Source organism: Lysinibacillus sp. GW823-FHT02G10 (genome assembly GCF_058797135.1).
The window spans coordinates 1,058,675-1,083,020 of sequence record NZ_JBXAJI010000001.1 but is presented as its reverse complement, the minus strand read 5'-3'; the positions used below and the strand labels follow the sequence as shown (position 1 = coordinate 1,083,020).

27 protein-coding genes are annotated in these 24,346 nt (G+C 40.0%); 7 read left to right on the top strand and 20 right to left on the bottom strand.

The window, feature by feature from the left end; translation table 11 throughout:
* Positions 1-31: 31 nt before the first annotated feature.
* On the bottom strand, positions 32-1,051 hold the full coding sequence (locus AC1RFD_RS05700) for a serine hydrolase domain-containing protein (RefSeq protein ID WP_326141695.1): 1,020 nt from the start codon (positions 1,049-1,051) through the stop codon (positions 32-34).
* A gap of 160 nt (positions 1,052-1,211) precedes the next feature.
* Between AC1RFD_RS05700 and AC1RFD_RS05695 the strand changes: the two genes are divergently transcribed.
* Positions 1,212-1,910 (top strand): DUF421 domain-containing protein, encoded by a 699-nt coding sequence (locus AC1RFD_RS05695; RefSeq protein ID WP_492474596.1) that lies wholly within the window; start codon positions 1,212-1,214, stop codon positions 1,908-1,910.
* 36 nt (positions 1,911-1,946) lie between these two features.
* On the opposite strand, the gene AC1RFD_RS05690 is transcribed toward AC1RFD_RS05695, so the two are convergent.
* The 4 genes from AC1RFD_RS05690 to AC1RFD_RS05675 all read right to left on the bottom strand — a co-directional run bounded on the left by AC1RFD_RS05690 (position 1,947) and on the right by AC1RFD_RS05675 (position 6,419).
* Positions 1,947-3,284: a collagen-like domain-containing protein gene (locus AC1RFD_RS05690; protein ID WP_492474875.1), complete on the bottom strand. Its 1,338-nt coding sequence runs from the start codon at positions 3,282-3,284 to the stop codon at positions 1,947-1,949.
* A gap of 794 nt (positions 3,285-4,078) precedes the next feature.
* Positions 4,079-4,711: a DUF2306 domain-containing protein gene (locus AC1RFD_RS05685; RefSeq protein ID WP_048395672.1), complete on the bottom strand. Its 633-nt coding sequence runs from the start codon at positions 4,709-4,711 to the stop codon at positions 4,079-4,081.
* 120 nt (positions 4,712-4,831) lie between these two features.
* The gene (locus AC1RFD_RS05680; RefSeq protein ID WP_259950695.1) at positions 4,832-5,245 is read right to left on the bottom strand and encodes a GNAT family N-acetyltransferase; all 414 of its coding nucleotides are present in this window, start codon (positions 5,243-5,245) and stop codon (positions 4,832-4,834) included.
* A 715-nt stretch (positions 5,246-5,960) separates the two neighbouring features.
* Positions 5,961-6,419: a group-specific protein gene (locus AC1RFD_RS05675; protein WP_492474595.1), complete on the bottom strand. Its 459-nt coding sequence runs from the start codon at positions 6,417-6,419 to the stop codon at positions 5,961-5,963.
* 83 nt (positions 6,420-6,502) lie between these two features.
* Here AC1RFD_RS05675 and AC1RFD_RS05670 point away from each other — a divergent pair, with 83 nt between their 5' ends.
* Positions 6,503-6,646: a hypothetical protein gene (locus AC1RFD_RS05670; protein WP_237900703.1), complete on the top strand. Its 144-nt coding sequence runs from the start codon at positions 6,503-6,505 to the stop codon at positions 6,644-6,646.
* Positions 6,647-6,651: 5 nt separating this feature from the next.
* Here the strand turns inward: AC1RFD_RS05670 and AC1RFD_RS05665 are convergent, their stop codons facing one another.
* The 5 genes from AC1RFD_RS05665 to AC1RFD_RS05645 form a co-directional block, all read right to left on the bottom strand.
* Positions 6,652-7,206, bottom strand: coding sequence for a hypothetical protein (locus AC1RFD_RS05665; RefSeq protein ID WP_492474594.1), 555 nt, complete (start codon positions 7,204-7,206; stop codon positions 6,652-6,654).
* Positions 7,207-7,275: 69 nt separating this feature from the next.
* Positions 7,276-7,563, bottom strand: a complete 288-nt coding sequence (locus tag AC1RFD_RS05660; RefSeq protein ID WP_326141371.1) for an NUDIX domain-containing protein — start codon at positions 7,561-7,563, stop codon at positions 7,276-7,278.
* Between the two features lie 27 nt (positions 7,564-7,590).
* Positions 7,591-7,779 carry an NUDIX hydrolase gene (locus AC1RFD_RS05655; protein ID WP_492474593.1) on the bottom strand — a complete coding sequence of 63 codons (189 nt, stop codon included), beginning with the start codon at positions 7,777-7,779 and terminating at the stop codon, positions 7,591-7,593.
* An 8-nt stretch (positions 7,780-7,787) separates the two neighbouring features.
* A complete protein-coding gene (locus tag AC1RFD_RS05650; protein ID WP_492474592.1) occupies positions 7,788-8,162 on the bottom strand; it encodes a hypothetical protein in 375 nt (124 codons plus the stop codon).
* Between the two features lie 104 nt (positions 8,163-8,266).
* Positions 8,267-8,719 (bottom strand): hypothetical protein, encoded by a 453-nt coding sequence (locus AC1RFD_RS05645; RefSeq protein WP_492474590.1) that lies wholly within the window; start codon positions 8,717-8,719, stop codon positions 8,267-8,269.
* Between the two features lie 594 nt (positions 8,720-9,313).
* Between AC1RFD_RS05645 and AC1RFD_RS05640 the strand changes: the two genes are divergently transcribed.
* Positions 9,314-10,348, top strand: coding sequence for a beta-propeller fold lactonase family protein (locus AC1RFD_RS05640; protein WP_416141681.1), 1,035 nt, complete (start codon positions 9,314-9,316; stop codon positions 10,346-10,348).
* A gap of 106 nt (positions 10,349-10,454) precedes the next feature.
* Here the strand turns inward: AC1RFD_RS05640 and deoD are convergent, their stop codons facing one another.
* Both deoD and AC1RFD_RS05630 read right to left on the bottom strand, forming a co-directional pair.
* Positions 10,455-11,162: a purine-nucleoside phosphorylase gene (deoD, locus tag AC1RFD_RS05635; RefSeq protein ID WP_048395686.1), complete on the bottom strand. Its 708-nt coding sequence runs from the start codon at positions 11,160-11,162 to the stop codon at positions 10,455-10,457.
* Positions 11,163-11,273: 111 nt separating this feature from the next.
* On the bottom strand, positions 11,274-11,492 hold the full coding sequence (locus AC1RFD_RS05630) for a YozE family protein (RefSeq protein ID WP_048395688.1): 219 nt from the start codon (positions 11,490-11,492) through the stop codon (positions 11,274-11,276).
* A 248-nt stretch (positions 11,493-11,740) separates the two neighbouring features.
* Here AC1RFD_RS05630 and AC1RFD_RS05625 point away from each other — a divergent pair, with 248 nt between their 5' ends.
* Entirely contained in the window at positions 11,741-13,582 is a 1,842-nt protein-coding gene (locus AC1RFD_RS05625) for a methyl-accepting chemotaxis protein (protein WP_492474589.1), read from the top strand.
* Positions 13,583-13,900: 318 nt separating this feature from the next.
* Here the strand turns inward: AC1RFD_RS05625 and msrB are convergent, their stop codons facing one another.
* The 5 genes from msrB to AC1RFD_RS05600 all read right to left on the bottom strand — a co-directional run bounded on the left by msrB (position 13,901) and on the right by AC1RFD_RS05600 (position 17,627).
* On the bottom strand, positions 13,901-14,329 hold the full coding sequence (gene msrB / locus AC1RFD_RS05620) for a peptide-methionine (R)-S-oxide reductase MsrB (RefSeq protein WP_485599252.1): 429 nt from the start codon (positions 14,327-14,329) through the stop codon (positions 13,901-13,903).
* Positions 14,322-14,855, bottom strand: coding sequence for a peptide-methionine (S)-S-oxide reductase MsrA (gene msrA, locus AC1RFD_RS05615; protein ID WP_004230216.1), 534 nt, complete (start codon positions 14,853-14,855; stop codon positions 14,322-14,324). The genes msrB and msrA overlap by 8 nt, the downstream gene beginning before the upstream one ends.
* 12 nt (positions 14,856-14,867) lie before the next feature.
* On the bottom strand, positions 14,868-15,449 hold the full coding sequence (locus AC1RFD_RS05610; protein ID WP_048395694.1) for a YpmS family protein: 582 nt from the start codon (positions 15,447-15,449) through the stop codon (positions 14,868-14,870).
* A gap of 4 nt (positions 15,450-15,453) precedes the next feature.
* Positions 15,454-16,383 carry a GDSL-type esterase/lipase family protein gene (locus AC1RFD_RS05605; RefSeq protein WP_244205727.1) on the bottom strand — a complete coding sequence of 310 codons (930 nt, stop codon included), beginning with the start codon at positions 16,381-16,383 and terminating at the stop codon, positions 15,454-15,456.
* 401 nt (positions 16,384-16,784) lie between these two features.
* Entirely contained in the window at positions 16,785-17,627 is an 843-nt protein-coding gene (locus AC1RFD_RS05600; protein WP_036080608.1) for a DegV family protein, read from the bottom strand.
* 275 nt (positions 17,628-17,902) lie between these two features.
* Between AC1RFD_RS05600 and trhA the strand changes: the two genes are divergently transcribed.
* Positions 17,903-18,538, top strand: coding sequence for a PAQR family membrane homeostasis protein TrhA (trhA, locus tag AC1RFD_RS05595; protein WP_054549235.1), 636 nt, complete (start codon positions 17,903-17,905; stop codon positions 18,536-18,538).
* Between the two features lie 43 nt (positions 18,539-18,581).
* On the opposite strand, the gene AC1RFD_RS05590 is transcribed toward trhA, so the two are convergent.
* The gene (locus AC1RFD_RS05590; protein WP_492474588.1) at positions 18,582-19,058 is read right to left on the bottom strand and encodes a dihydrofolate reductase; all 477 of its coding nucleotides are present in this window, start codon (positions 19,056-19,058) and stop codon (positions 18,582-18,584) included.
* A 160-nt stretch (positions 19,059-19,218) separates the two neighbouring features.
* Here AC1RFD_RS05590 and AC1RFD_RS05585 point away from each other — a divergent pair, with 160 nt between their 5' ends.
* Both AC1RFD_RS05585 and AC1RFD_RS05580 read left to right on the top strand, forming a co-directional pair.
* A complete protein-coding gene (locus tag AC1RFD_RS05585) occupies positions 19,219-20,136 on the top strand; it encodes an alpha/beta hydrolase (RefSeq protein WP_492474587.1) in 918 nt (305 codons plus the stop codon).
* Positions 20,137-20,198: 62 nt separating this feature from the next.
* Positions 20,199-21,395, top strand: a complete 1,197-nt coding sequence (locus AC1RFD_RS05580; protein WP_115674429.1) for a class I SAM-dependent rRNA methyltransferase — start codon at positions 20,199-20,201, stop codon at positions 21,393-21,395.
* Between the two features lie 174 nt (positions 21,396-21,569).
* Here AC1RFD_RS05580 and AC1RFD_RS05575 read toward each other — a convergent pair whose 3' ends face one another.
* On the bottom strand, positions 21,570-23,558 hold the full coding sequence (locus AC1RFD_RS05575; protein WP_492474586.1) for a S9 family peptidase: 1,989 nt from the start codon (positions 23,556-23,558) through the stop codon (positions 21,570-21,572).
* Between the two features lie 70 nt (positions 23,559-23,628).
* Entirely contained in the window at positions 23,629-24,306 is a 678-nt protein-coding gene (locus tag AC1RFD_RS05570; RefSeq protein ID WP_269898528.1) for a precorrin-3B methylase, read from the bottom strand.
* Between the last annotated feature and the right edge of the window lie 40 nt (positions 24,307-24,346).

Here is a 24,346-nt window from a genome sequence, read left to right as displayed (position 1 = left end):
GTAATCTTTTTCACAGACAAGCCTTATTCTTTTATAGGATAGCCTCTATTCCTTTCATCATATCAAGAGCGCCCTTAGATTTATTGGAACATACGACAACTTTGATGGAAGAAGCAGGATAATAGGCTGAATGGAAGCACACGCCAGGATCATACCCCATCACATGGTATTTCAGTATTGCTTGTTCACTATTCTTCTTAATCCATACACCATAGCCATAACAATCATTTTCATTCAGTTCGACATGAGGCATTAACAGTTGATTCGTTAACGCCTCATTTAAAAGTTCGAAATTCATAAGTGCACTCCAGAACTTTGCCATATCCTTCCCTGTTACGAATGCTCCCCCATCAGAACCCCCTTTTACAGGTAAAGAATAGATATTTGTTTTCCAAGTTCCATCTGGGTTGTCTATGTACCCTAATGCTGTATTAGCTGGCAAAGAATCTAACGAAAAATAGCCTGATTCCGTCATATTCACCCGATCGAAAAGATGTTGTTGAATGTAAGCGGAAAAATCCATACCAGTTGCATGCTCTACAATTAACCCTAATACAATATATCCTGCATTATTATAGTGAAATCGCTCACCAACTTTATACTTCATTGGACGATTCTGAAATAATGGTAAAAAATCTCGCAATGTTCGAAGCTGGTACATCGGATTTTCAACCCATAACGCTTCAAAATTCTCCATTTCTTCCTCATCAAAATAATCGGGTATTCCTGACGTATGTGTTAGCAGATGAGCGATGGTTACTTGCTCATCGAAGTGCTTAAATAGTTGAGGCAGACAATCGCATAATTTCGTATCAAATGCTAGCTTCCCTTTTTCAATAAGCTGACAAATAGCGACTGCAGTAAAAATTTTACAGCCAGAGGCAATGCCAAAACGAGTTTTTGCATGATTGTCGATTTGTTCTGAGCGATTCGCATAGCCAAAACTTTGGCTGACTAAGGCAACCTTCTCCTGATTTTCCACTAGCACCGTTCCTGAAAAATTAACCTTCTCTTGTATGTCGATAAGAATATTTTGTAATTTTGTTTGCATAGATATTCTCCTGATTTTCTTAAAATTACTAAATAATAGCTTTTTTATTTTAACAATATCGTTTTGAACATATTTTTACAAGTCTATTTCGTTTCAATCCTGAAGATCCGCATAATCATGTAACGGAAGGAAACAATAAGAAAAAAGAGGATGTGTCGCTGTGGAATTTTTTCATAGTCAAGAATCACTTACTGCTATTCAATGGATTCTCCGAGCCATTGTCGCTTTTTTCTTCCTACTTTTCGCAACAAAAATTATGGGACAGCGCTCTATTTCTCAGTTAAGAATGCTGGATTTTGCAATGGCTATCACACTTGGGAATATTATCGCACATCCCTTATCTGATGAAGGGTTAGGAATGAAGGGTTCCAAGATTACCATGGCCGTTTTAGTTGCGCTCTACCTCATCGGTGTTTTTTTGAGCCTAAAATGGGTTGCCTTTCGTCATTTGATAGACTCCCCGCCGATTCCCCTGATTAAAAATGGGCAAATTATTAGCGCCAACTTACAAAAGGCTAGAATATCTGTTGATTTACTTTTATCAGAGTTAAGAAAAGAAAAAATTGAAGAAGTTCAAAATGTAGCACTCGCTTTATGGGAACCAGACGGATCGATCTCTAGTTTTTTGCATACACCCTACCAAACACCAACACGAGCAGATATAAGTGTACAGTCTAATCCTTTTTTTCTTCCCACGGTTCTTATTAAAGAGGGAAAAATTGATTACCATGAGTTGAATAAAACAACACTAACCGAGAGTTGGTTAAAAGACCAACTATCAACTTATAACATTGATGTAAAGGATGTCCTATTAGCAACAATCAACCAGAATAATAAATTGCATATCTTTCCTTATTAACTTCCCCTCAAAAAACTCACAAATAAAAACGCGTAATTAAACTGTATTAAAAAGTATCGTTGCTGAAACACCGTTTGAAAATGCTCCTCCCGTTGTACTTACTTGTACAGAAAGAAGTGTACAACTATTAACTGGGTAATTTGCAATCACTTTTGCACAACAATTGGGTGTTGTAGATGAATTTGGTCCTGATACGCTCGCAATGATACCTGTAGCAACGCTAGTAAATCCGCAATTTGTGCTGATAAATATTTGTGCTGAAGCCGTTTGACCTGCACTTAAAGCATGGTCGCGAATATTCAATGTTAAGCTTCTAATTGTAGCATTTTCAGGAATAACAATTGAACTTCTCACGAATGAAGCTGACGAATTACCAGTACCAAGAAAATCATTATTACCAACTGATTGATCTGTAGAGAGGAAAACTTCCATCAAACCTGAACCACTTGGACCTGTTGTTCCAGTAACACCTGTAGTCCCTCTTGCGCCAGTCGCTCCTGTGCTTCCTGTTACGCCTTGGACTCCTGTTGCCCCTGTTATTCCCTGTGAACCTGTTGCTCCTGTACTCCCTGTTACGCCTTGGACTCCTGTTGCCCCTGTTATTCCCTGTGAACCTGTTGCTCCTGTACTTCCTGTTACGCCTTGGGCTCCTGTTGCCCCTGTTATTCCCTGTGAACCAGTCACTCCTGTGCTTCCTGTTACGCCTTGGGCTCCTGTTACCCCTGTTATTCCCTGTGAACCTGTTGCGCCTGTGCTTCCTGTTACGCCTTGGACTCCTGTCGCCCCTGTTATTCCCTGTGAACCTGTTGCTCCTGTGCTCCCTGTTACGCCCTGGACTCCTGTCGCCCCTGTTATTCCCTGTGAACCTGTTGCTCCTGTACTCCCTGTTACGCCTTGGACTCCTGTCGCCCCTGTTATTCCCTGTGAACCAGTTGCTCCTGTACTTCCTGTTACGCCTTGGGCTCCTGTTGCCCCTGTCATTCCTGCTAGTCCCCGTTCTCCTGTTGCTCCTGTTATTCCCGCAAGTCCTCGAAGTCCAGTGGCCCCTATTATTCCCTGTGGACCCGTTGCTCCCGTTACTCCTGCTACTCCTTGGAGACCCATTTCTCCCTGTGGACCTGTTGCCCCCGTCACTCCTGCTACTCCTTGGAGACCCATTTCTCCCTGTGGACCCGTTGCTCCCGTTACTCCTGCTACTCCTTGAGGTCCTATTTCTCCCTGTGGACCTGTTGCCCCCGTCACTCCTGCTACTCCTTGGAGACCCATTTCTCCCTGTGGACCCGTTGCTCCCGTTACTCCTGCTACTCCTTGAGGTCCTATTTCTCCCTGTGGACCCGTTGCTCCCGTTACTCCTGCTACTCCTTGGAGACCCATTTCTCCCTGTGGACCTGTTGCCCCCGTCACTCCAGCTACTCCCTGAGGGCCTATTTCTCCCTGCGGACCTGTTGCCCCCGTCACTCCAGCTACTCCCTGAGGGCCTATTTCTCCCTGTGGACCTGTTGCCCCCGTCACTCCAGCTACTCCCTGCGGACCTGATGCTCCCGTTACTCCTGCTACTCCTTGGAGACCCATTTCTCCCTGTGGACCCGTTGCTCCCGTTACTCCTGCTACTCCTTGAGGGCCTATTTCTCCCTGTGAACCCGTTGCTCCCGTTACTCCTGCTACCCCTTGAGGTCCTATTTCTCCCTGTGGACCCGTTGCTCCCGTTACTCCTGCTACTCCTTGGAGACCCATTTCTCCCTGTGGACCTGTTGCTCCTGTTGCTCCCGTTACTCCTGCTACTCCTTGAGGTCCTGGTGCTCCTGGGGGACCTTGTGCTCCTGTAGCACCAGTAGCTCCTGTTGCTCCTGTTACACCGATTGGATCCTCAATACCATAAACATATGGGTAGCCATTACACCCAAATTCATTACATTTATATTTCATTGGATAATTACATTTTGCATCACATTTAAAATTATCAAAATTACGATTGTAACTAAACCTCAATGCGACTTCACCTCCTGTCCCTTTTTATCATATTCAAAAGTCTACTTATTGAGATAATTAATGTACCTAGAATATTAGAATGAATTAACTATGTATCTTAAAATAAAAAGAACATTAGGCCATGTAGAACCCAATGCTCAATAATATGTTTCAACATTATCCATTTGTCTTTGCCATTCTCAGTAAGCTGCAAATTTAGGGAGTTTCTGCTGGATATACCATTCCATCACGATTAAATTTGGCACCCAACATAGCCAAGCGATAGAGGCATAACTATACTCAAAATTATCAAAGCCAAATACTACCGTAAACAAAGGGAGCCAAATTCGCAATGTGACAGCTGCGAAGGTTAAAGCATAATTTCTTAGCATCCATTTCTGATGGCCTTGGATATTTCTTTTTTTAATATGGACCAGCGCTTGAAACATGGTGAAGAGCCACCCTATGGCTAATAAAGCAAAGCCTAGCTGTGCTACCCATCCCCCTGTTGCGTTCAGCGCTAAATAAAGTCCTGCCAAGCCACCAAACAAAATACTAACCATATAGATATTGCCTAGTAGTCTATGGCGTTTCACATTTTTCTCTCGTAACTTTGATGACAACGTAAAAGGACCGATGACGAGGGCTAATATACCGAATACAATATGTATATAGAGCATGATATACCAAAATGAATGCAATGTTGCACTAAGCATAAGCTTTAATTGAACAAATCCCGCCTGCCGTGCATCGAATAGTAAATATTGAACAACCGAATAGCCTGCTATGAACAATGCCAAGCCACATACAATCCACCACAATTTTTGTTTCATTTTTATAGCTCCTTTCTATGTTAGCGTACCATTCAAATCTCCGATCTTTTAACACAGACAAATAACAGGGCGTAAAAAGCATATAAGTGGACGTTTATCGACAGTACAACGAATTGACCATTAGATAGTGCAGGTTAATAGACAGCCAAAACGCTCCACTCCAGGGTATTTTTCTCCTAAACTTGTAATGTGAAAGCCGAGATTTTTATAAAAGAGGACGGCTTCTTGATCTGTTTCTGCATAAATGGAAGAAAAAGCATGATGTTCTTCTACATACCGAATCATCTCACGTCCAATGCCCTTTCCACGAAAAACGGGCGATACGGCAATATGTTTAATTTCACAGCGATTTGCCTCTCCTTTAACGATTCCTATACAACCGACTAAATCTTGCTCGATGGTATAGCCATACAACACTCTTTCAGGATTTTCGATATACAATGGATATTCCCTATCCACTTTCTTTTCGGAAGTAGCATAGGATAATAATGTTTTCACTTCGGGTTGAATCTTGCTTGAATGGATCATTTTCATGGAATTATACCTTTCTGGGCATTATGTCAACTTACTAATAATACCTTTAAATTACTATAATTGTAAATAACGTATTCGTATTATCACTAAATACTTCCATAATATACTAAAATATTTTCTTTTATGTTATGATGGCTTTAAAATTGAGGAGGGTGTACCTTGCTGGTGAAAGGCTATAAATTTAGTTTACCTCGCTTTTATTGGCTACTTTTCATCCCTTTCTTTGTGGGGACGAGTTACAAAGCATTGTTTTTTGATTGGCACATACAAACATATACTTTTCATGAGTTAGAAGATTTCGGTCGTTATGTAATAATACTAGCAACAAGCTTTATTGAGGCCTTTTTCTATCTACTTATATTTCGATTGATTGTCTATTTGCTTCATCTCGTTTTTCAAAAGTTTACTAGGAACAATAGCTAATGAGCTGGAGAAAGAAGGCGTGTTTGCTCCATTGAAAGAATCCTTTTATGATTAATTATGAAGGTTTAATAAGTTTTCCAGAAGAGGGATGTATTATTTTTCCACCGCTATTCAATTTGCGACAAAAAAGGGTAGCCTGCTATTTGGCAAACCCTATTTTTTTCCCACTTCAATTAGTATTCATACTAGGATTATGTGGATTCCATGAAATAATTTTCGCCTCGTCTACGTTGACATTGCCTAAGCTCAAGAGATGCGGAATATACGCAAAAAGCCCAAAGTTCTTCCCTTTTTATTTCTCCGTTTGGAAATAGTCTACTGTTGCTGATGGTAGCTGTTCTAGTTCTCTATAATCAGGTAACGACAGTAGTTTTATATCCTCTGCAGCAATTGCCCCTGCTGGCCCTTTGTAGTGTTCCTTGGAATACAGGTACATCGCATTACGATTAACCGCTAGTTTTTGGATTGGAATTTGATAAAACATTAGGCTTTCTCTCTTTGCAATACCAAGCTCTGTTAAAGCCTTATATAGATGACTAGGATGGATTGGTAGGAAATGAACAACATCATTCCACAAGCAATTTAAGTGAGGAATTTCTTTCATGAATAATTTCGGTCTCTCAGGATGATCAAAATATTTTTTCGAATATCGTTCATATAAATGTGGAAATAATGCCCCTAACCTATTTAATGGCATAAGCTCAAGACCCACCATTTCCCTTGGAACCATATGATAAACATATCTCTGCATGACAAGCACCTCCACCTAACTAATTCTTCGAATATTTGGAAATTCCTGTTACAATCATTGTAAAAATAGAAAGTAGGTGCACAATGGAATTATTAGTCATCATTCTTATTTTTGCCGGGATTTTTGCTATATATGATTCGATTAGACGAGTTAACAATACTATTTTGGAGCAAACGGAGGAACTAAAGAAATTACGAGAAGAGCTGAAAGGTAAGAATAAAAATTAGAGGGGCTAATACTTTTGCTTTGGATAATCAATTGAATTAGCAATATCCATCAAGACTTCAGCCGTTACTTGATCTGTCACATCTCGATCAATACTAAAGACATATTGCCAATTGTCTCTTTCAAACACGAGTAAATGAAAACCAATTAGTGGATTTTCAATATAGGCTGCCTCACTGCCATTTTTCAACTTAAATACATCTATTTTATATTTTTCAAATGACATTTTATGCTGAACTGGTCGAACCTTGATTTTGAAATGATTTTGTGGCAATTGATCACTGATCATTACCACCTCCAGCTGATCATTCATTTCTCCTTCTAAATCACTAAACCTTCCAAAGTGATGCGTAAAGCTGATTGGCGGTACTCGTAGGGGTAGCTTCAGCTCTTTATTATAGTGGTGTTCGAACTCTTTTACAGCTATTTCTACTGTTTTATAGCCGATTTCAGGAAGAAATTCTTCAAGAGGTTGTGGCGAATCAATGTCCTTTGCAAAAACCAAATTAAAAGTGGAAACATACGTAAATAAAGCTAGTCCAATAAGAATACGCTTAGTCATTTTACCGCTCCTCTAACCTATTTAGGTATAGGTTAACCTACAGAATCAGAATTATGCTGACACATAACACTAACATGGCGTAGTCTTATCGTTAAAAATGGACATAAAGTAGCGAAGTGTCGGTACTACGTTATTCGCGTGAAGCATATTTTCAAGCTCTAGCTTTGTGACCCATTGAACTGCTGTCACTTCCTCCTCCTGAAGTTTTGTGTCACTAATTTCAAAGCTTTGCTCAAATAACCAAACGTCATAAAAATCATTGAAACAATCACGTCGTTCACTCTTTACTAATTGTCCATTGGTCCTCAATAATGATATCCCTATTTCCTCTTCTACCTCACGAATAGCCCCGTCCAAACTGCTTTCACCCGTTACTATAGAGCCTCATGGACATTCCCATAAATGAGGATAATGTTTATTGGGATGTCTTTTTGTTAAAAGGAATTCTCCCTTGGTATTGCGAATCCATACGTGCACAACGATATGGTAATCTTCAGCTGCTAATGCTGTCCCACGTACATGACGCTTATTTGTTTTTTGGCGATTTTTATCATAGAGATCCCAGACTTCCATAGAGCACCTCATTTCTGAATTTGAACAAGCACATACTGCTTCGTCCACATTTCTGTTGTCACAATAGAACGTTCCCCATTTTTTTCGAAAAATAACCCGCTCCCCTCTTTTTCAAGAAATACCCATCCTTCATTAGCCATCATTTGCTGAATGTCCTCGTCCACCTTCTGTATGCCCCTAGCTGAAATGGCTGCGAGGTACCAAGTTGCCTTCTTATCATTGGAGAGCGCCACTAAATCAAAGGGGGATGCATTTAATTTTTGTATAGCTTCCTTTGGTGTAAAGGAATCGATTGGCAAAGGAGGATATAATAATTTATTGCTATCAATAAAGACCCCACTTACTACGAAAAGAGTTGCTATTAGTAAACCTATTTTTTTCAAGGTTCACCCTCCTCCTTGTCTGGTTAAGAATCGGCTGCTAAAATTTATCTGTAAAAGAGAGCTTCTATTTTGAAGCGGTCATACTTTAATTTTTTCATTGCTCTTCAAGCTTTTAATAATGAAGAAAAGTTATAGAAAGCATTTAAAACATCTTCTCCTAAAGGATCAGCAAATGCATGATTTTCCAATGGGAAGATGCCTTCATTCTCTAACTGCTCCAAATATTTCTTGAAGCCTTGATCTATAGCCTCCATATACCCCTTAAGAGAAAATTGATAATTAAATATTCTTTCGATAGGATAATGACTTTTATGTTCAATTAATATGTATTCACCATCGCTGGAAAAAATATAGTAATCATAATTTCCGTGACAATCTATTTTTACTTCATTTGTATTACCTTGATAAAAACTGGTGAGCGTAGAGAAAAATTGTGGGATGGCTATAAAGGCTAAACCAGATCTAAAACTAAATAGTTGTTCATCATTTGACACATCAAATTGAATATCTCCACCCTCTAAATTAATTTTTATCGTACACATATACTTATTTTCCAAAAATATCCCCTCTAGAAACCTATACATTTCATATTTTACCTTATTAAGTAAATAAACTATAGAACATGTTATCATTCTGTTTATAAAGATTTAATAGAAGGTGATAAAATTGATCGTTAGAAGGCAACTATACAAGATGTGAAAGGTATTGGAAAAGAACTACCAAACTATATTTGTCGAAGTCTTAGCTATAGAATAAAACACGTTATTTTTATGAACATTATGGGGCGAAGCTTAGAAATTACAATTGGTGGAAAAGGTTAAAAGAGTTAGTGTACGAATGAAAAGATAACGAAGAAGCTATTGAAAAGCTAATGTAATAAAATTGATTTTTATCGTCAAATCAGGAAATGTTTTCGAAGATCATATTCAATTTCAATGAATCTTATATCATTTTTAATCAAGCTAAACATCTTCATGTCTCCTATGCTTTTTAGTTTCATCATACTGCATTGTTTAGAAGAACCGTACTCAGAAGTTTAGAACTGTTCCAATAACAAGTAAAAATGGTAAAGGAGAATGGCTAGGTAAACGTACAACAAGCCTAGCTCTTTACGCATAAAGTAGCCATATATGACTGAAAGGATGTCCTGTGTGGGGAAAGAACATAAATATTTGAAAAAATTTAAGTTTACGTCAAATCCAAATTGTCATTGTCGCTGTTGTTGTCCTTGTTGTCGTTGTAAATGTAAGCCGCCATTTTTACCCATACCACCAAGTTGTCATTATCTCGTCTATGTGACAGATGCTGGGCAGCTCGCAACGCCTGATAATAGAGTTTCTGTGATCGATACCGCAACAAACACAATCGTCGCTACCATTCCTGTAGGATCTGCTCCGCTAGAAGTAGCGATTACACCTAATGGCGCTTTCGGCTATGTTCCAGCGCTCTTCTCGGATAATGTAACGGTTTTTAGTACTGCCACAAACTTGCCAATCGCTACCATTCCTGTAGGCATTGACCCCCTTGGTGTCGCCATTTCACCAAATGGAGCACTTGCTTATGTATCCAATCACGGATCGAACACTATATCGGTCATTAATACAGCCACCAATACCGTAACAGCCACTATTCCAGTAGGGCTACAACCTCAAGGTATTGCCTTTACGCCAAACAGTGCGTTTGCTTATGTTGCCAACGAGAATTCCAATTCAGTATCTGTTATTAATACTGCAACCAATACGGTGATTGCTACAATCCCTGTGGGAATTCGTCCTAGATCCATTGTTTTGACTCCAAGCGGGCAATTTGCTTATGTGACAAATGAAAATAGCAATTCCGTATCGGTTATTAATACCACTACCAATACAGTAGTGGCTACCATTCCTGTTGGTACAGGACCTGTAGGAACAGCGATTACCCCTGATGGAACGCTTGTTTACATTGTGAATAAAGGCAATAATACCGTATCTGTCATCAATACAGCCACCAATACGGTGATTGCAACTATTCCTGTAGGTGCATCTCCAGACCAAGTAACCATCTTGCCAGATGGTACTTTTGCCTATGTAACAAATCAAGTAGACAATACGGTGTCTGTCATCGACATAGCAACAAACATGGTAATTGCCACAATCCCAGGATTTAACGGGCCGACTGGTATCAAAACTGGAACAATCTGTCTATAATTACACCAAAAAAAGCAACCGACTACTTCCACCCCATCTTAGAAAATGGGCTGTTTTTTGTCGGTTGCCTGCATTCTTTATAAAGTTAATTATGGCTAAAGTTAGCTTAGTCTTGAATCGCTGCGTCTAAAGCGACCACGATCATGTCATTGAATGTTGTTTGACGTTCTTCAGCTGTCGTTACTTCACCAGTGATGATATGGTCACTTACTGTTAGAACAGCAAGTGCTTTACGGCCGAATTTTGCCGCTAATGTGTAAAGAGCTGCTGATTCCATTTCTACCGCTAGTACGCCGTATTGAGCTAATTTTTCGTTTTGGTGCTCATCTGAGTAGAATAAATCTGCTGTGAAGATATTCCCTACTTGTAAGTTAAGACCTGCATCTTTACCTGCATTGTATGCTTTTAATAAAAGATCAAAGTCAGCGATTGGTGCGAAATCGATAGCACCGCCCCAGATGATTTGGTTCATACGTGTATCAGATGTTGCTCCTTGTGCTAAAATCACGTCACGTACTTTTACATCTTTTTGAATTGCACCACAAGTACCTACACGGATTAATTTTTGAACATCATATTCTTGCATTAATTCTGTTGCGTAGATTGAAATAGATGGCACACCCATACCAGTTCCTTGTACAGAAATACGTTTCCCTTTATACGTACCAGTGTATCCGAACATATTACGTACTTCGTTGTAGCAAATTACATCTTCTAAAAATGTTTCCGCAATGTATTTTGCACGTAATGGATCTCCTGGAAGTAAAATTGTGTCAGCGATTTCACCTTTTTTTGCATTAATATGAATACTCATACTGCAATCCCTCTTTTCTGTCAGTTATCACTATAAATAATACTGTGTTTCTGTCATTTACGCAATGCTAGACGTCTAGCAACTACAAAATTATTTATAGTTTTCGTACAATTATGCTTGTTCCTCATAAAGTGTCCACAAAGTATCAAAGGTCTGGATTGTTAGGTTTTCCGTTGCATAGGTTTCTATATAGTCGGACAACTCATTAAAGTCTGTGCTCTGCTTTGGAAAATTATGCTCATGAAACACTTCCTCTGCAAAGCGTACTTTAGGGTCAGACCAATCGCCACCTCGATAGGTTAGGACATATAAATAAAAACTTTTCTTCATCGAACAAATTCCCCTTTTTATGCATTGGCTTTTCGCTAGTGTATCAAAAAAAATAGCATTCGTCATAAATTCCACTACTACTATATTTTACCCACTTATGATTTTAGAACTATTTTCATGGTCGATCCTGACTTTTGTCATAGTTATTTTATCTGAAAAATTTTAATTTTTAGAAATAAAGATAGAAAAATCTAGCAAAATAAGATAAAATTGAAATCGATTATTTAAAAAATAGGAAGGTGATGGCGATGAAAAAGACTAAAAAAACCCATGGTACAGCGAAAAAACGCCCGTCTCTCTTTACTTTTAGCTTTTTTAAGAAGAGGAAAGCTTCTACACAAGGGGAAACTGGGAAAAATCCCCCTCCTATTAAAGAAAAACGACAACGTTTTTACCATTTAATTCGGGGTAAAGTGCTTATTATGTTTGCACTTCTTATTGTAATTAACGGTATTATGGGTATATTGTCCTATGTCAATATACAAAACTTGCAGCACCAAATGGAAGATTTCACAAAGAAAAATGTGCAGGAGCAACTAACGGTGAATCAACTTGCCTATGAGATTGCTAGACTGACCAATTTAGAGCAATCGTATTTAATTACGGGTAACGGCATTTATTCTACTTCTTATCATTTAAAAATAGATACCATTAATAAAAAGCTAGCCGCTTTGAAAGATCAATTTCAAGATCGCCAAGTGGAACTTGGTCATATGCAGGCAATCGAGCAATATTATAAAAATTACCTTGATTATTCAGATAAAGTCATGACAATGCGTGATGAGCTCGGTCTTGAGCAGGCTCGTAAACTGATGATGGGTGCTACTGGGGAAACAATGAAAACACATATCGATCAAAACATTGAGACCATTAATACTGTCATGGACGATTCCAATAAAACAAAATTAGACAAGCTTAACCAGCAGGTAAATATTTCTATCACTACATTCTTTCTCGTTTCAATCGTTGGCTTTTTAGCGATTGTAATTTTTGGCTTTATGCTATTTAAATCATTAAAACGTAATACACAGGCGATTAATGACTCTATCCTTGATATTGCGCAAGCAGGAGGCGATTTGACAAGACGTGTAAATGTGCGTAATCGTGATGAATTTTCGATTATTGCAGCCTCGACAAATACGTTAATTGAGTCGATTTCTAACTTAATTCGACGCGTAAGTGAGTTGGCGGATCATGTATCAAGCAGCAGTCAGGAGCTAATGTCCTTAGCAGATGAAAATGCGCGTACAATTCAGGATATTGCGGATGCGACAGCAGATATTGCGAGTGATAGTGACAATACGATTTCCAGTATGAATAGTGCGCAGCAAAAAATGAGCGACTTAGAGCATTCAATGCATCAATTAAATGAGCAAGCGAGTGCTGTCCATCGTGCCTCTATCGCCATGCAGCAAGCAGCCGATGAAGGTAGCCGCTCTGTGGAGCAATCATCACTCGTCATGCAATCCATTGAAGAAACAATGGCTTCTACAACATCTACTGTGGAGGCGTTAGGTCGTAAATCTGCGGATATTACCTCTATTATTGGTACGATCACGGCCATTTCTGAGCAAACGAATCTCCTCGCTTTAAATGCGGCGATTGAAGCGGCAAGGGCTGGTGAGTATGGACGAGGCTTTGCTGTCGTAGCCGATGAGGTTCGCAAACTGGCAGAGCAATCCCAAAGTGCAGCGAAAGAGGTCACATCGATTGTCACATCAATCCAAGATGAGGTCACATCCATTATTGCTCAAAATCATGAGGGTGTGACAACGGTCATCCGAGGCGTTGAAGTAACAAACGAAACAAATCAATCCTTAGCCAACATTTTATCGCATACCGAAGAAACAACGTCAATCATCGCGGCCATGGTAGATAAAATTGCAACAACGCTTGAAAATAGCAATGCGGTGGCAAGTGACTTCATTCATGTCAATGCCTACGCAGAACAATCCGCGGCCAACACTGTGACATCTGCGGCAGCAGCCACACAAGGCTCCGCCTCCATGCAGGAAATCAACGCTGCTGCCACTGAGCTTGCCCAACAAGCAGATAGCCTACGCAACCTCGTGAGCGAGTTTAAAGTTTAAGCGAACTGAAAGAGAGAGGGAGAACCAATTTTTTATTGGTTCTCCCTTAACTTTGCGGTGCTATCCTTCTAATTTGCAGGGCTATCCCTCACTTTGAGCATGCTATCCGCTACTTTTTCAGGTTTATCCTCCACTTTCAGATTTCTATCCAATTATTTGAGAGCTATCCCCCTAATTTGCGGGGCTATCCCTCACTTTGAGCATGCTATCCGCTACTTTTTCAGGTTTATCCTCCACTTTTAGATTTCTATCCTTCTAATCTGCTGTGTCTCATGACCATAAAAAAACCTAGCAAGGAGCTACCTTGCTAGGTTTTTACTATTTAAATAGTACTAGGTATTCGCCATAGCCTTCCTTTTCTAAATCTTCTTTTGCGATAAATCGAAGCGCTGCTGAGTTAATGCAGTAGCGTAAGCCACCTTGCTCACTTGGGCCGTCTGGGAAGACATGTCCTAGATGCGAATCCGCTTCTTTGCTGCGTACCTCCACACGACGCATACCGTGAGATGTATCGAAATGCTCGGTTACCTGTTCTTTTTCAATCGGCTTTGTGAAGGCTGGCCAGCCACAGCCTGAGTTGTATTTATCGAGTGAGCTGAATAAAGGCTTGCCAGACACAATGTCTACGTAGATGCCTTCTGCAAAATGGTCATCAAACTCATTACGGAATGGTGGCTCTGTGCCATTTTCCTGTGTGACATAGTATTGCATCTCTGTTAGTTCTTTTAAACGTTGTTCCTTATTCATGTTTGTTCCCCCAGTGTTGCTCCTGAAACGCTCGACGACCTGATCCAATCGAATAGCGCTCATAGTGCATTGGATTTTTCTTATAATACTGTTGATGATAATCCTCAGCCGGATAAAACGTAGTGGCTGGTAAAATTTTTACCATAATTGGTTTATCAAACTTGCCAGACGCTTGTAAATCTGACTTTGAACGTTCAGCTAGCTCACGCTGTTCTTCGTTATGATAAAAAATGGCCGTTGTGTAGGATTCTCCACGGTCGTAAAATTGACCCCCTGCATCTGTTGGGTCAATTAAAGTCCAATAAATCGCAAGTAGCTGCTCGTAGCTATATAACTCATCATCAAATGTGATTTGTACAGCTTCCACATGCCCTGTTGTTTCCGAGCAAACCTGTTCATAGGTAGGATTTACAACATGTCCACCTGTATAGCCTGAGATTACGGAATCAATCCCAGGTGTTTCGTCAAAGGGCTTGACCATACACCAAAAACAGCCTCCCGCAAATGTTGCATATTGCTTTGCCATTCATTTCACTCCTTATTCACCAGGAACAATAATTTCCAATAAGATTTTATCCTTTGGTAAGTCCAATTCTTTAGCACGTACACGTGAACCAGAGGCAATATTAATGCGCGATAAATCAATATATATTTCTGCTTTATTCGGATTCACGGTAATCCATGAGGGAAATTCCACCGAATCGCGCATGATTTTCATTGTCGTTTCTGGTGGAATGTTTAATAACCCTACATTCATGCCTGTCTGTTTTAAAATAATATTCCCCTTGTCATCCACAATAGGATCAAAATTCATGGAAATGGGGATTTCCGTATAGAATACCGTCAGTGTGCTACGTAGTTGAATATCATCCCCAATTGTGAAATCAAGTGGTAAAGGTGAGCCTTTCGCTGCATCCTTTAGGTATTTTTTTGAGATCGATTCTAATTCCTTTGTTGTGGTTTGCACCACGAGTACATTTCCTTTGCTTTCACTTTCACCTGCTGAACTCTTCGCAACATGGACGCCATCCACTGGTCTAGTTGCTAAAAAAACGACGAGGAGGATTGCAAAAAGCACTGTGCCCGCTAAGGCGAAAAACGCGACTTTCCATTTATTCATTTTGTCACTCCTCGAAGCCTATTGCCTTGTTAATCTTTTTTTCCATACCACACTGCTCCATTGCTGCTAGTATACGCTCTGTCATTTTTTCATACCCCTTTGCATTCGGGTGGAAAAAGTCTGTATGATAGACGAGCTCTTCATTTGAATCAAACAAATCTTCTACTGATACGTAACAAGCATTGGAATCCTTGCTGGCTACTTCCTCTATCACATTATTCCATTCTGTGATAATCGTATCAAATTCATTCGCCTCATTGGTTACAATCGAAAATGGATTGTAAAAACCAATGAGTAATAAGGGCACTGTCGGATTTTTAGCACGAATGCCTTCTACGATTTTGCTGTAACGTTCCTTGTATGCTAGTAATTCCTTATCAAAAGCATCACGTTTCAGGTTAAATAAATCCTGCCTGACGACCTTCATGACATCATTGCCACCCATTGTTAAGGAAATTAGCTGTGCTTCTTGCAGCTCCTCATCATAATGCCCTTTTTTCACTAATTTTAGTAGCTGATCGCTGCGTCTGCCACGTTTGCCCCGATTATCAACCTCTACATCCGAAATCGAAGGCCATGCGAGCAATGAATCTGCTAATCTTCCAACATAACCGTCTTGACTATACTCATCACCGACACCATCTGTCAACGAATCTCCCAGTGCCAAGTAATGTAGTTGCTTTGCTTGTTCTTCATCAATTTGCGATAAATCCTCTGCTGATGGCTCAAAAAAATGTTCAAAAATTTGCGTCAACATATTCTTAGATGTTTTTTCCTCATCTTCTGTTTGTTGCTCATCCTGCGGTATATCTTGCTCCGTTCCTGCTTGCTCACCTTCAGGTTCTGCTTGCGGATTCGGTTCATCGATTGATATTGCACAACCACTTAGTACAAAGACGGTCAAACATGACAATATAAATCGCCAAATGTCCATTTGACCACCTTCCATCCCTTTCTATTACTTCTATTATAGAATAGTTCATGCCGCAATGAAAAGTGACTTCCCCTTAGTTCTCCATAATTTTGTGTGCTTGCCAAATTTCCTCAGGTGTATGTATGGAAAAATGTGTGTTTATACAGTGTGCCTTTATGCAGAAGGGATGATAATTAGTAGGATGTCTGATTTATTTTTGGTGGCAACGTGATCACTGTTTGATTGAAGCTACTGTTCAACACGATCACTATTAAATTGAAGCCGCTCAAGCTCATAGTTAGTTGAAAACTGATCACAGCTAAACAAAAACTGCTCATCTTTGAATAATCCGCTCATCCTGCTAGGTGATCCACGCATAATAAAAAAGCCACTACATTTACTTATGTAGTAGCTCCTTCCTGTTATTCTGCAAAATAAATAAAACCAATTGCTCCTGGACCTGTGTGTGTCGAGATGATTGGAGATGTAAAGGCAATTTCAACATCGTTAAAGCCAGTTTCTTCGATAAGCGCTTTTAATGGGTTGCCCATCGTTACTAGGCCATCTGCATGGGAAATGCCGACTGCCTTAACTGTTTTTCCAGCTGTATCTGCTTGGAATTGTTTAAATAAAAAATTGACTACTTGTTTATGACTACGTACCTTTGACACAGGATTGTATACGCCACCTTCAAGGTTGGCAATGACTTTGATGTTTAGGAGGGAACCGATAAAGCCTGTGCCTTTACCAATTCGACCGCCTTTGATTAAGTTTTCGAGCGTGTCTACAATAACGTATAAATGTGTATTGTCTCGTACCTTTTCTAAACGTGCCACGATGTCCTCCACAGTGGCGCCTTCATCTCGCATGCGGATGGCCTCTCGTAGTTGGATAGCTAAACCAATCGCGATAAAGCGTGAGTCAATGACTGTCACATCGGCGTCTGTCATTTGAGCTGCTTGACGAGCTGATTCTACTGTGCCACTCATACCACCAGTCATATGGATGGAGATAATTTGATCGCCATCTTTACCGAGCTCATCATATAATTCCTTAAATTTACCTGGTGCTGGTTGTGAACTTTTCGGTAAATTTTTTGCATTTTTCATTAAGCCTAAAAAAGATTGTGGCTCTAAGTCCACTCCATCTGTATATGTTTGACCATCAATTTGAATCGTTAAAGGCACGATATGTATGCCATGTTGTGCTACTTCTTCTTTTGTTAAATCACAAGTTGAGTCCGTTACTATATGAATTCGTCTCACTTCGACACATCCTTTTACTTCATTAAAATTTATTATATAGACTAATGAATCATTATGTAAACATGACATTTGTCATTAGGCAAAGCTCTGTCCTAGCTAGCATGTAAACGCTACCTTGGATACTATAGCGTTTTCACCTACCTCTTGTCTATCAATGCCCCTCAAAGAATATGACAGGCTTATGACATTTTTGATATGAACTATATGACAAATGTAAATGTTCATCTATAAATTATTGGGGTATAGTAAATGTATGAACGAAAGGAGTGTTTCAAATGGTTGATTCATTTGACTATAAATCATGGAGGGAAGAGCTGTGGAATGCCATAACACACGGTATTGGTTTCATTGCTAGTATTCCAGCACTGGTTGTTCTACTGTTAGCAGCCGCACAAACAGGAAATGCCCTACATATTACAACCTTCAGCATTTTCGGTGCGTCTGTCATCATTCTGTTTTTAATGTCTACATTACTACACAGTATGCCAGAAAAATATAAACACTTTTTCGCTATTTTGGACCATTCGTCCATTTATATTTTAATTGCCGGCACCTATACGCCGTTTTTATTAATTGCCGTTGGTGGTTCCCTTGGATTGACGCTACTATGTATTATTTGGTCATTGGCTGTGCTTGGTGTATTGTTTAAATGTTTCTTTATTAATCGCTTTGAAGTACTTTCATTAATTTTTTATATTGGTATGGGCTGGTTAATTATTTTTGCCATTAAGCCCGTTTATCTGTATTTAGGTTTACATGGCTTTGCTTTACTGCTAGCAGGTGGGCTATTCTATACGATTGGAGCCATCTTTTATGCATGGCGCTCTCTGCCCTTTAACCATGCAATCTGGCATCTCTTTGTGCTAGCTGGCTGTGCCTCCATGTATGCGTGTGTTTATTTTTATCTATAATAAAAGCAATCGCTCATTGTGAAGGGAGCGATTGCTTTTTCGATTATTTACGTTCAAAAATTTGATATTGGAATGTATAACCTTCTGGTGCTGTTTCAGGCTCCTCTGAAGAGACTGGAACAAAATCTTGCTCATAGCTCGGGAAATAGGTGTCTCCCTGAAAGGCATGATTAATTTTTGTGATATACAAGCGATCAGCCATCTCCATCACTAAACGGAAAATTTGCTCGCCGCCAATAATCATCACCTCAGGTACATCTCCAGCTAGCGCTAAAGCACCTTCCAAGCTAGTCACAATTTCAATGCCTTCTGCCTGATAGTTTTCGTCACGAGTAATGACGATGTTGCGTCGCCCTGGAAGTGGTCGACCGATGGATTCAAATGTTTTACGTCCCATAATCATAGGCTTGCCCATTGTTTTTTGTTTAAAATACTGCAGATCCCCAGGTAAATGCCAAGGCATCCCATTGTTATATCCGATGACGTGATTGTCATCATGTGCCACAATTAAAGAAATCATACTGTCCCTCCAAATACTTTCGTCCCTTTTATTATAAACATAATGCGCTTATTTCACCTATTTTTAAATAAATAAACATTTGTTACACCTAAATCCTAGTAAAATTATATGAATAGTTTATAATAAGAATAACAAACCTCTCAATAAAGGAATGATGAAGATGATAACTTTAAGAAAAGAAGCTGTTCAATATCTAGAAGCTCAGCGTACTGGTACACCTTATTACAAAGTTTCACCGCAGGAAGCGAGAGCCATGCGGACTGTTACACAATGGCAATCTGCACACAAACCGAAGCTAGCATCCATTGAGGATCACAAAATTACAGTGCGAGATGGCGAACAAATTACAGTTCGGCTTTATACGCCCGTTCTCGGTAAAACATTACCTGTTATTGTTTATTATCATGGTGGAGGCTGGGTCTATGGCAATCTAGAATCTGTCGATGCAGGCTGCCAGTTATTAGCAGACCAGGCACAGGCGATTGTGGTATCAGTGGATTACCGCTTAGCACCTGAATATCCTTTCCCAACACCCTTACATGATGCCTATGATAGCTTAGTATGGGTGCACGATCATATGGAATCCTTAGGTGGCGATGCAAGTCGATTATCAGTTGCTGGGGACAGTGCTGGCGGAAATTTGGCTACTGTGGTTGCATACTTAGCTACTGCACTCGAGGGACCATCGTTACACGCTCAAACACTCATCTATCCTGTCACAAATGTCGATTTTTCAACAGTATCTTATTTGGCATATGGTGAAGATTACGGCTTAGATACACAAGCCATGCAGTGGTTCTCTCATCACTATACAGAGGAAGCAAACTTCACAAATCCACTTGTGTCCCCACTTCAGCTAGAGGAAGTCCGTAACATGCCGAAAACATTCATTATAGCTGCAGAGGCAGATGTTCTCTTTGATGAGGGTCTAAGCTATGCACAAAAGTTAAAGGCTGCTGGTGTGGTAGTGAAACATATTACAATGCCAGGTTTAATCCATAGTTATTTCAGTAAAATGAATTATTTTGAAGAAGCAACGATTGAAACCGTGACAAAAATTGCGCAATTCCTGAAATAAGTTTGGCTATCCCGCGCAAACAGTGCGATAATAGAGCAAAACGTTTTTTAAAGGATGACACTATGACACAAACAATAGCTCTACAAATACAACAGCCCTTTTCTGATCAATTAAAAAAAGGCTTCCCACTTATTTCAAAGGATGCGGTTGATGCACGACGTTTACCTGCTGAGCAAGGAACACTCCTCAGACTCATGGATCATCATAACCGTTTTATTGGAACAGGTTACTACGGCATCCAAAACAAAGGGATTGGCTGGGTGCTAACGACCGATGCGAATGAAACAATTGATAAAACTTTTTTTATAAAAAAATTCAAAAAAGCCATCGACAATCGTGCTGCATTTTTTAGCAATGAAAACACAACAGCCTTTCGTGTGTTTAATGGTGAAGGAGATGGCATAGGCGGTCTTACGATTGATTTTTTTAACAGCTACTACATGGTAAGCTGGTATAGTGAGGGCATTTATTCATTTAAAGAAGTCGTGTATGAGGCGCTTGCTGAGACAGTAGACTACCAAGCGATTTATGAGAAAAAACGCTTTGATAGCAAAGGACAATATATCGAGCAAGATGATTTTGTAATGGGCACGCCAGGAGAATTTCCTATTATGGTGAAGGAAAATGGTATGACCTATGCGGTGCATTTAAACGATGGCGCCATGACAGGGATTTTCCTCGATCAACGTGAGGTACGATTGGCTATTCGAGAGCGTTATGCCAACAACACAGACATGCTGAATACGTTTTCCTATACAGGAGCATTTTCTGTGGCAGCCGCTCTAGGAGGAGCCATCAAGACAACGAGTGTAGATGTGGCAAAGCGTAGTTTAGCCAAAACGATTGAGCAATTTAGTGTCAATCATATTGATTATGAGGCACAGGATATAAAAGTCATGGATGTCTTCCATTATTTTAAATATGCACAGCGCCATGCTTTACAGTTTGACCTTGTCGTATTAGACCCACCTAGCTTTGCACGTACGAAGCAAATGACCTTTTCAACGGCAAAGGACTACCCTAAATTACTAAAGGACACGATTGCCATTACCGCTAAAAACGGCATCATTGTGGCTTCCACAAATAATGCCAGCTTTGGCATGAAAAAGTTCAAAGGCTTTATTGACCAAGCCTTTAAAGAGACTCGTACACGCTATAAAATTGTCGAGGAATACGGTTTACCGAAGGATTTCCGTGTACCACGTGAATACCCTGAATTTAATTATCTGAAGGTCGTGTTCATCCAGAAAATCGACTAACCAATCGAGAATCACACCAAGGTGTGATTCTTTTTATGTAAGGAAAAGTTGATTCTACCTAAGGAGGTTCGGTACCTCTACAATAAAGGTTCCAAAAGATTGAAACGTTATAAACAAACAGAGCCTTTCTATTAAAAGTAGCCTAAGAAGATGTTCTCTTCTTAGGCCACCCGATTATAGATATTTCACAAACCAATCACGGATATATTCAAGTCGATTAATTCGTAATGTAGGCTTTCCACTTCTTGAAAGTTCATGATTCGCCTCAGGGAAACGCACGAATTTTGTTTGTTTTTTACGATATTTTAAGGCGATAAACAATTGCTCTGCCTGCTCAATTGGACAACGATAGTCTTTTTCACCATGTAAAATCAATAATGGTGTCTCCACTTTGTCTACATACTTCAGTGGCGAATGATGCCATAGCTTCTCTATATCATCGAGTCCTGCTTGAATTTGCCAGTCTGTAAAATAATAGCCGATATCACTGACACCAGCAAAGCTAATCCAGTTCGAAATGGAGCGCTGCGTCACAGCTGCTTTAAAGCGATTTGTATGGCCCACAATCCAGTTGGTCATAAAACCACCGTAGCTTCCACCAGTTACACCTAGACGATCTTGATCAATAAAATCATAGTGCTCCAGAGCGTAGTCTACCGCTGCCATTAAGTCCGCATAATCATTACCACCATAATCGCCACGTACTGCATCCACAAATTTTTGGCCATAGCCATGACTACCACGCGGATTAGTATAAAGCACTGCAAAGCCTTGTGCAGCAAGGATTTGGAATTCATTAAAGTAGGTATTGCCATACATTGCATGCGGACCACCATGGATTTCAAGAATGAGAGGATATTTCTTCCCTGCTTCATAGCCAACTGGCCTCATAATCCAGCCATTGACCTTCCAGCCTTCTGCACCTTCAAATTCGATACTCTCGGGAACAGCTAATGTTTTGGTTTTTAAAAAATCTTCATTAATGGACGTCAACTGTTCTTTGTCACCTGTTTTTAGGTTCACATAAAACAGATCGCCTGGATTGGTCGTTGTGCTAATAGCCGCAATAGCCTGATCATTTTGCGCATCAAGTGAGAAGCCATAGACATATTGATCATCATGGATAGCTGGGTAAATTTCGCCATCTACATTTCCGTAATAAATCGCCGCATTGCCGTGATCTGTGACTTGGAAGTAGAAGCTATGATTATCATTCATCCATTGCACACGTGGTGACGCTACACCTTGCAGGAAATCACCGATGACATAATCACCAACAGGCGCATCAAATTCACTTGTTACACAGTTTAGTAGTTTTTGCTCCATGTCATAAATCCAAAGCTTTGCTTGTGTGGCATTTTCAAATTCACGTTCTCCACCTACAAAAGAAAGATAGCGACTATTCGGAGACCAAGCTGTTTGGTAATAAGCACCCGAACCTTCTGTTAGCTTGTGACTCTGTTTCGTTTCTAACTCCAATAAATAGATATCCACATTAAATGAGAAATCTAAATCCTCCGCTTTATCTGCTAAGTACGTAAGGTATTTGCCATCTGGCGACCAAGTACCCAGATGGCAGTACTCTTTGCCTTCTGTCACTTGTTCTAGCTCTCCTGATGCCACATTGACAATGGCAATATGGGTAAACTGCTCCATATCAATAAATCCACCAGCATCCGATTTGTGTTTCATTTTCTCGATTTCTAGTGGCTTTAGTTCTTTGTCCTTTTTCTTCTCATCCTCCGCTTTATCTAGGATGGTTTCATCTTTCCCTAGCACGACTGAAAAAGCAATTTTCTTGCCACATGGTGACCAGACAGGGGAGGTCGCTCCATTTTTACAATGTGTCACCTGTTTTGCCTCTCCACCTGCTCTCGAAAGAACATAAATTTGCGGCTTACCTGTTCTCGTTGACAAAAATGCAATTTGACTGCCATCTGGTGACCAAACAGGGGAACTCGTTCTATCTTCACCAAATGTCCATTGCTGTGGTGTTTTGTCCTTCAAGTTTATGTAAAACAAATTCGATATATAGTCATTTTTCTTCTCGTCCATACGAGTCTCTACATAAACTACCTCTGTCCCATCTGGTGAAAGCTGTGGATCTGCTACTGATTTTAAGTGATAAAGATCTTCTGGTTGAATCCCTTGTTTCGATGTCATGTTCTTGCTCCTTTGTATTGTAATTTTCTGTGCCTTACTACAATACTTCGACACCCTAAGTAATATTCCTCTATTTAATTGAATTTTTTACTAGTTCCCAATATTCTGCTGACTTTGTTCTGCGATAAAATTTATAAAAGGGCTCATTTGGGCGAGCATGCTCCTTATAAAGATTTATCAGGTGCAGTAAAAAATCTTCAATTTGTGTGACGTCTACCCTCTTAGCGAATAACGTGCCTGCCTGTGCCTTTGTTCCCATTGGTACTGCCCCTAAATAGACATCAAAGCTTTCTTGTTGGTAAACGAGTCCAATATCATCATAGACTGCATTGTAGCAAGCTGATGCACAGCCATTAATATTGACACGCACTCTTGCAGGTACCTTCATCCCCTCTATGGCATGATAGAGCTGTTCGGTTATCGGAGCAGCCTCCATTTTCTCCCCATCACAAAAATCGCAGGCCTTCATGGCTATGATTGAACCAGAGGGAGCAACATAAAGACCTGCTTCCTGTAAGGCTTGCACCGCTTCCGTGGCATCGCACGTTGGTATGGATACGAGTATACTATAGGAAGCAGAATATTTTATCGCCCCCTTTTCGCCAGCAATTTCGGCTATTTTTTGGAATTGTGCAGGAGTATAATGCTTATTAATAATGCCAGGGCTAACGGCTAGACGGGTAAACTCACCATGACGGTTCAGTGTTTCAAATGTTTGATCTGGTACATTTTTTTGAAATGCGTTCATTTTTATCGCTCCTTATAAAAAAGGAGCTAGCAAAAACGCT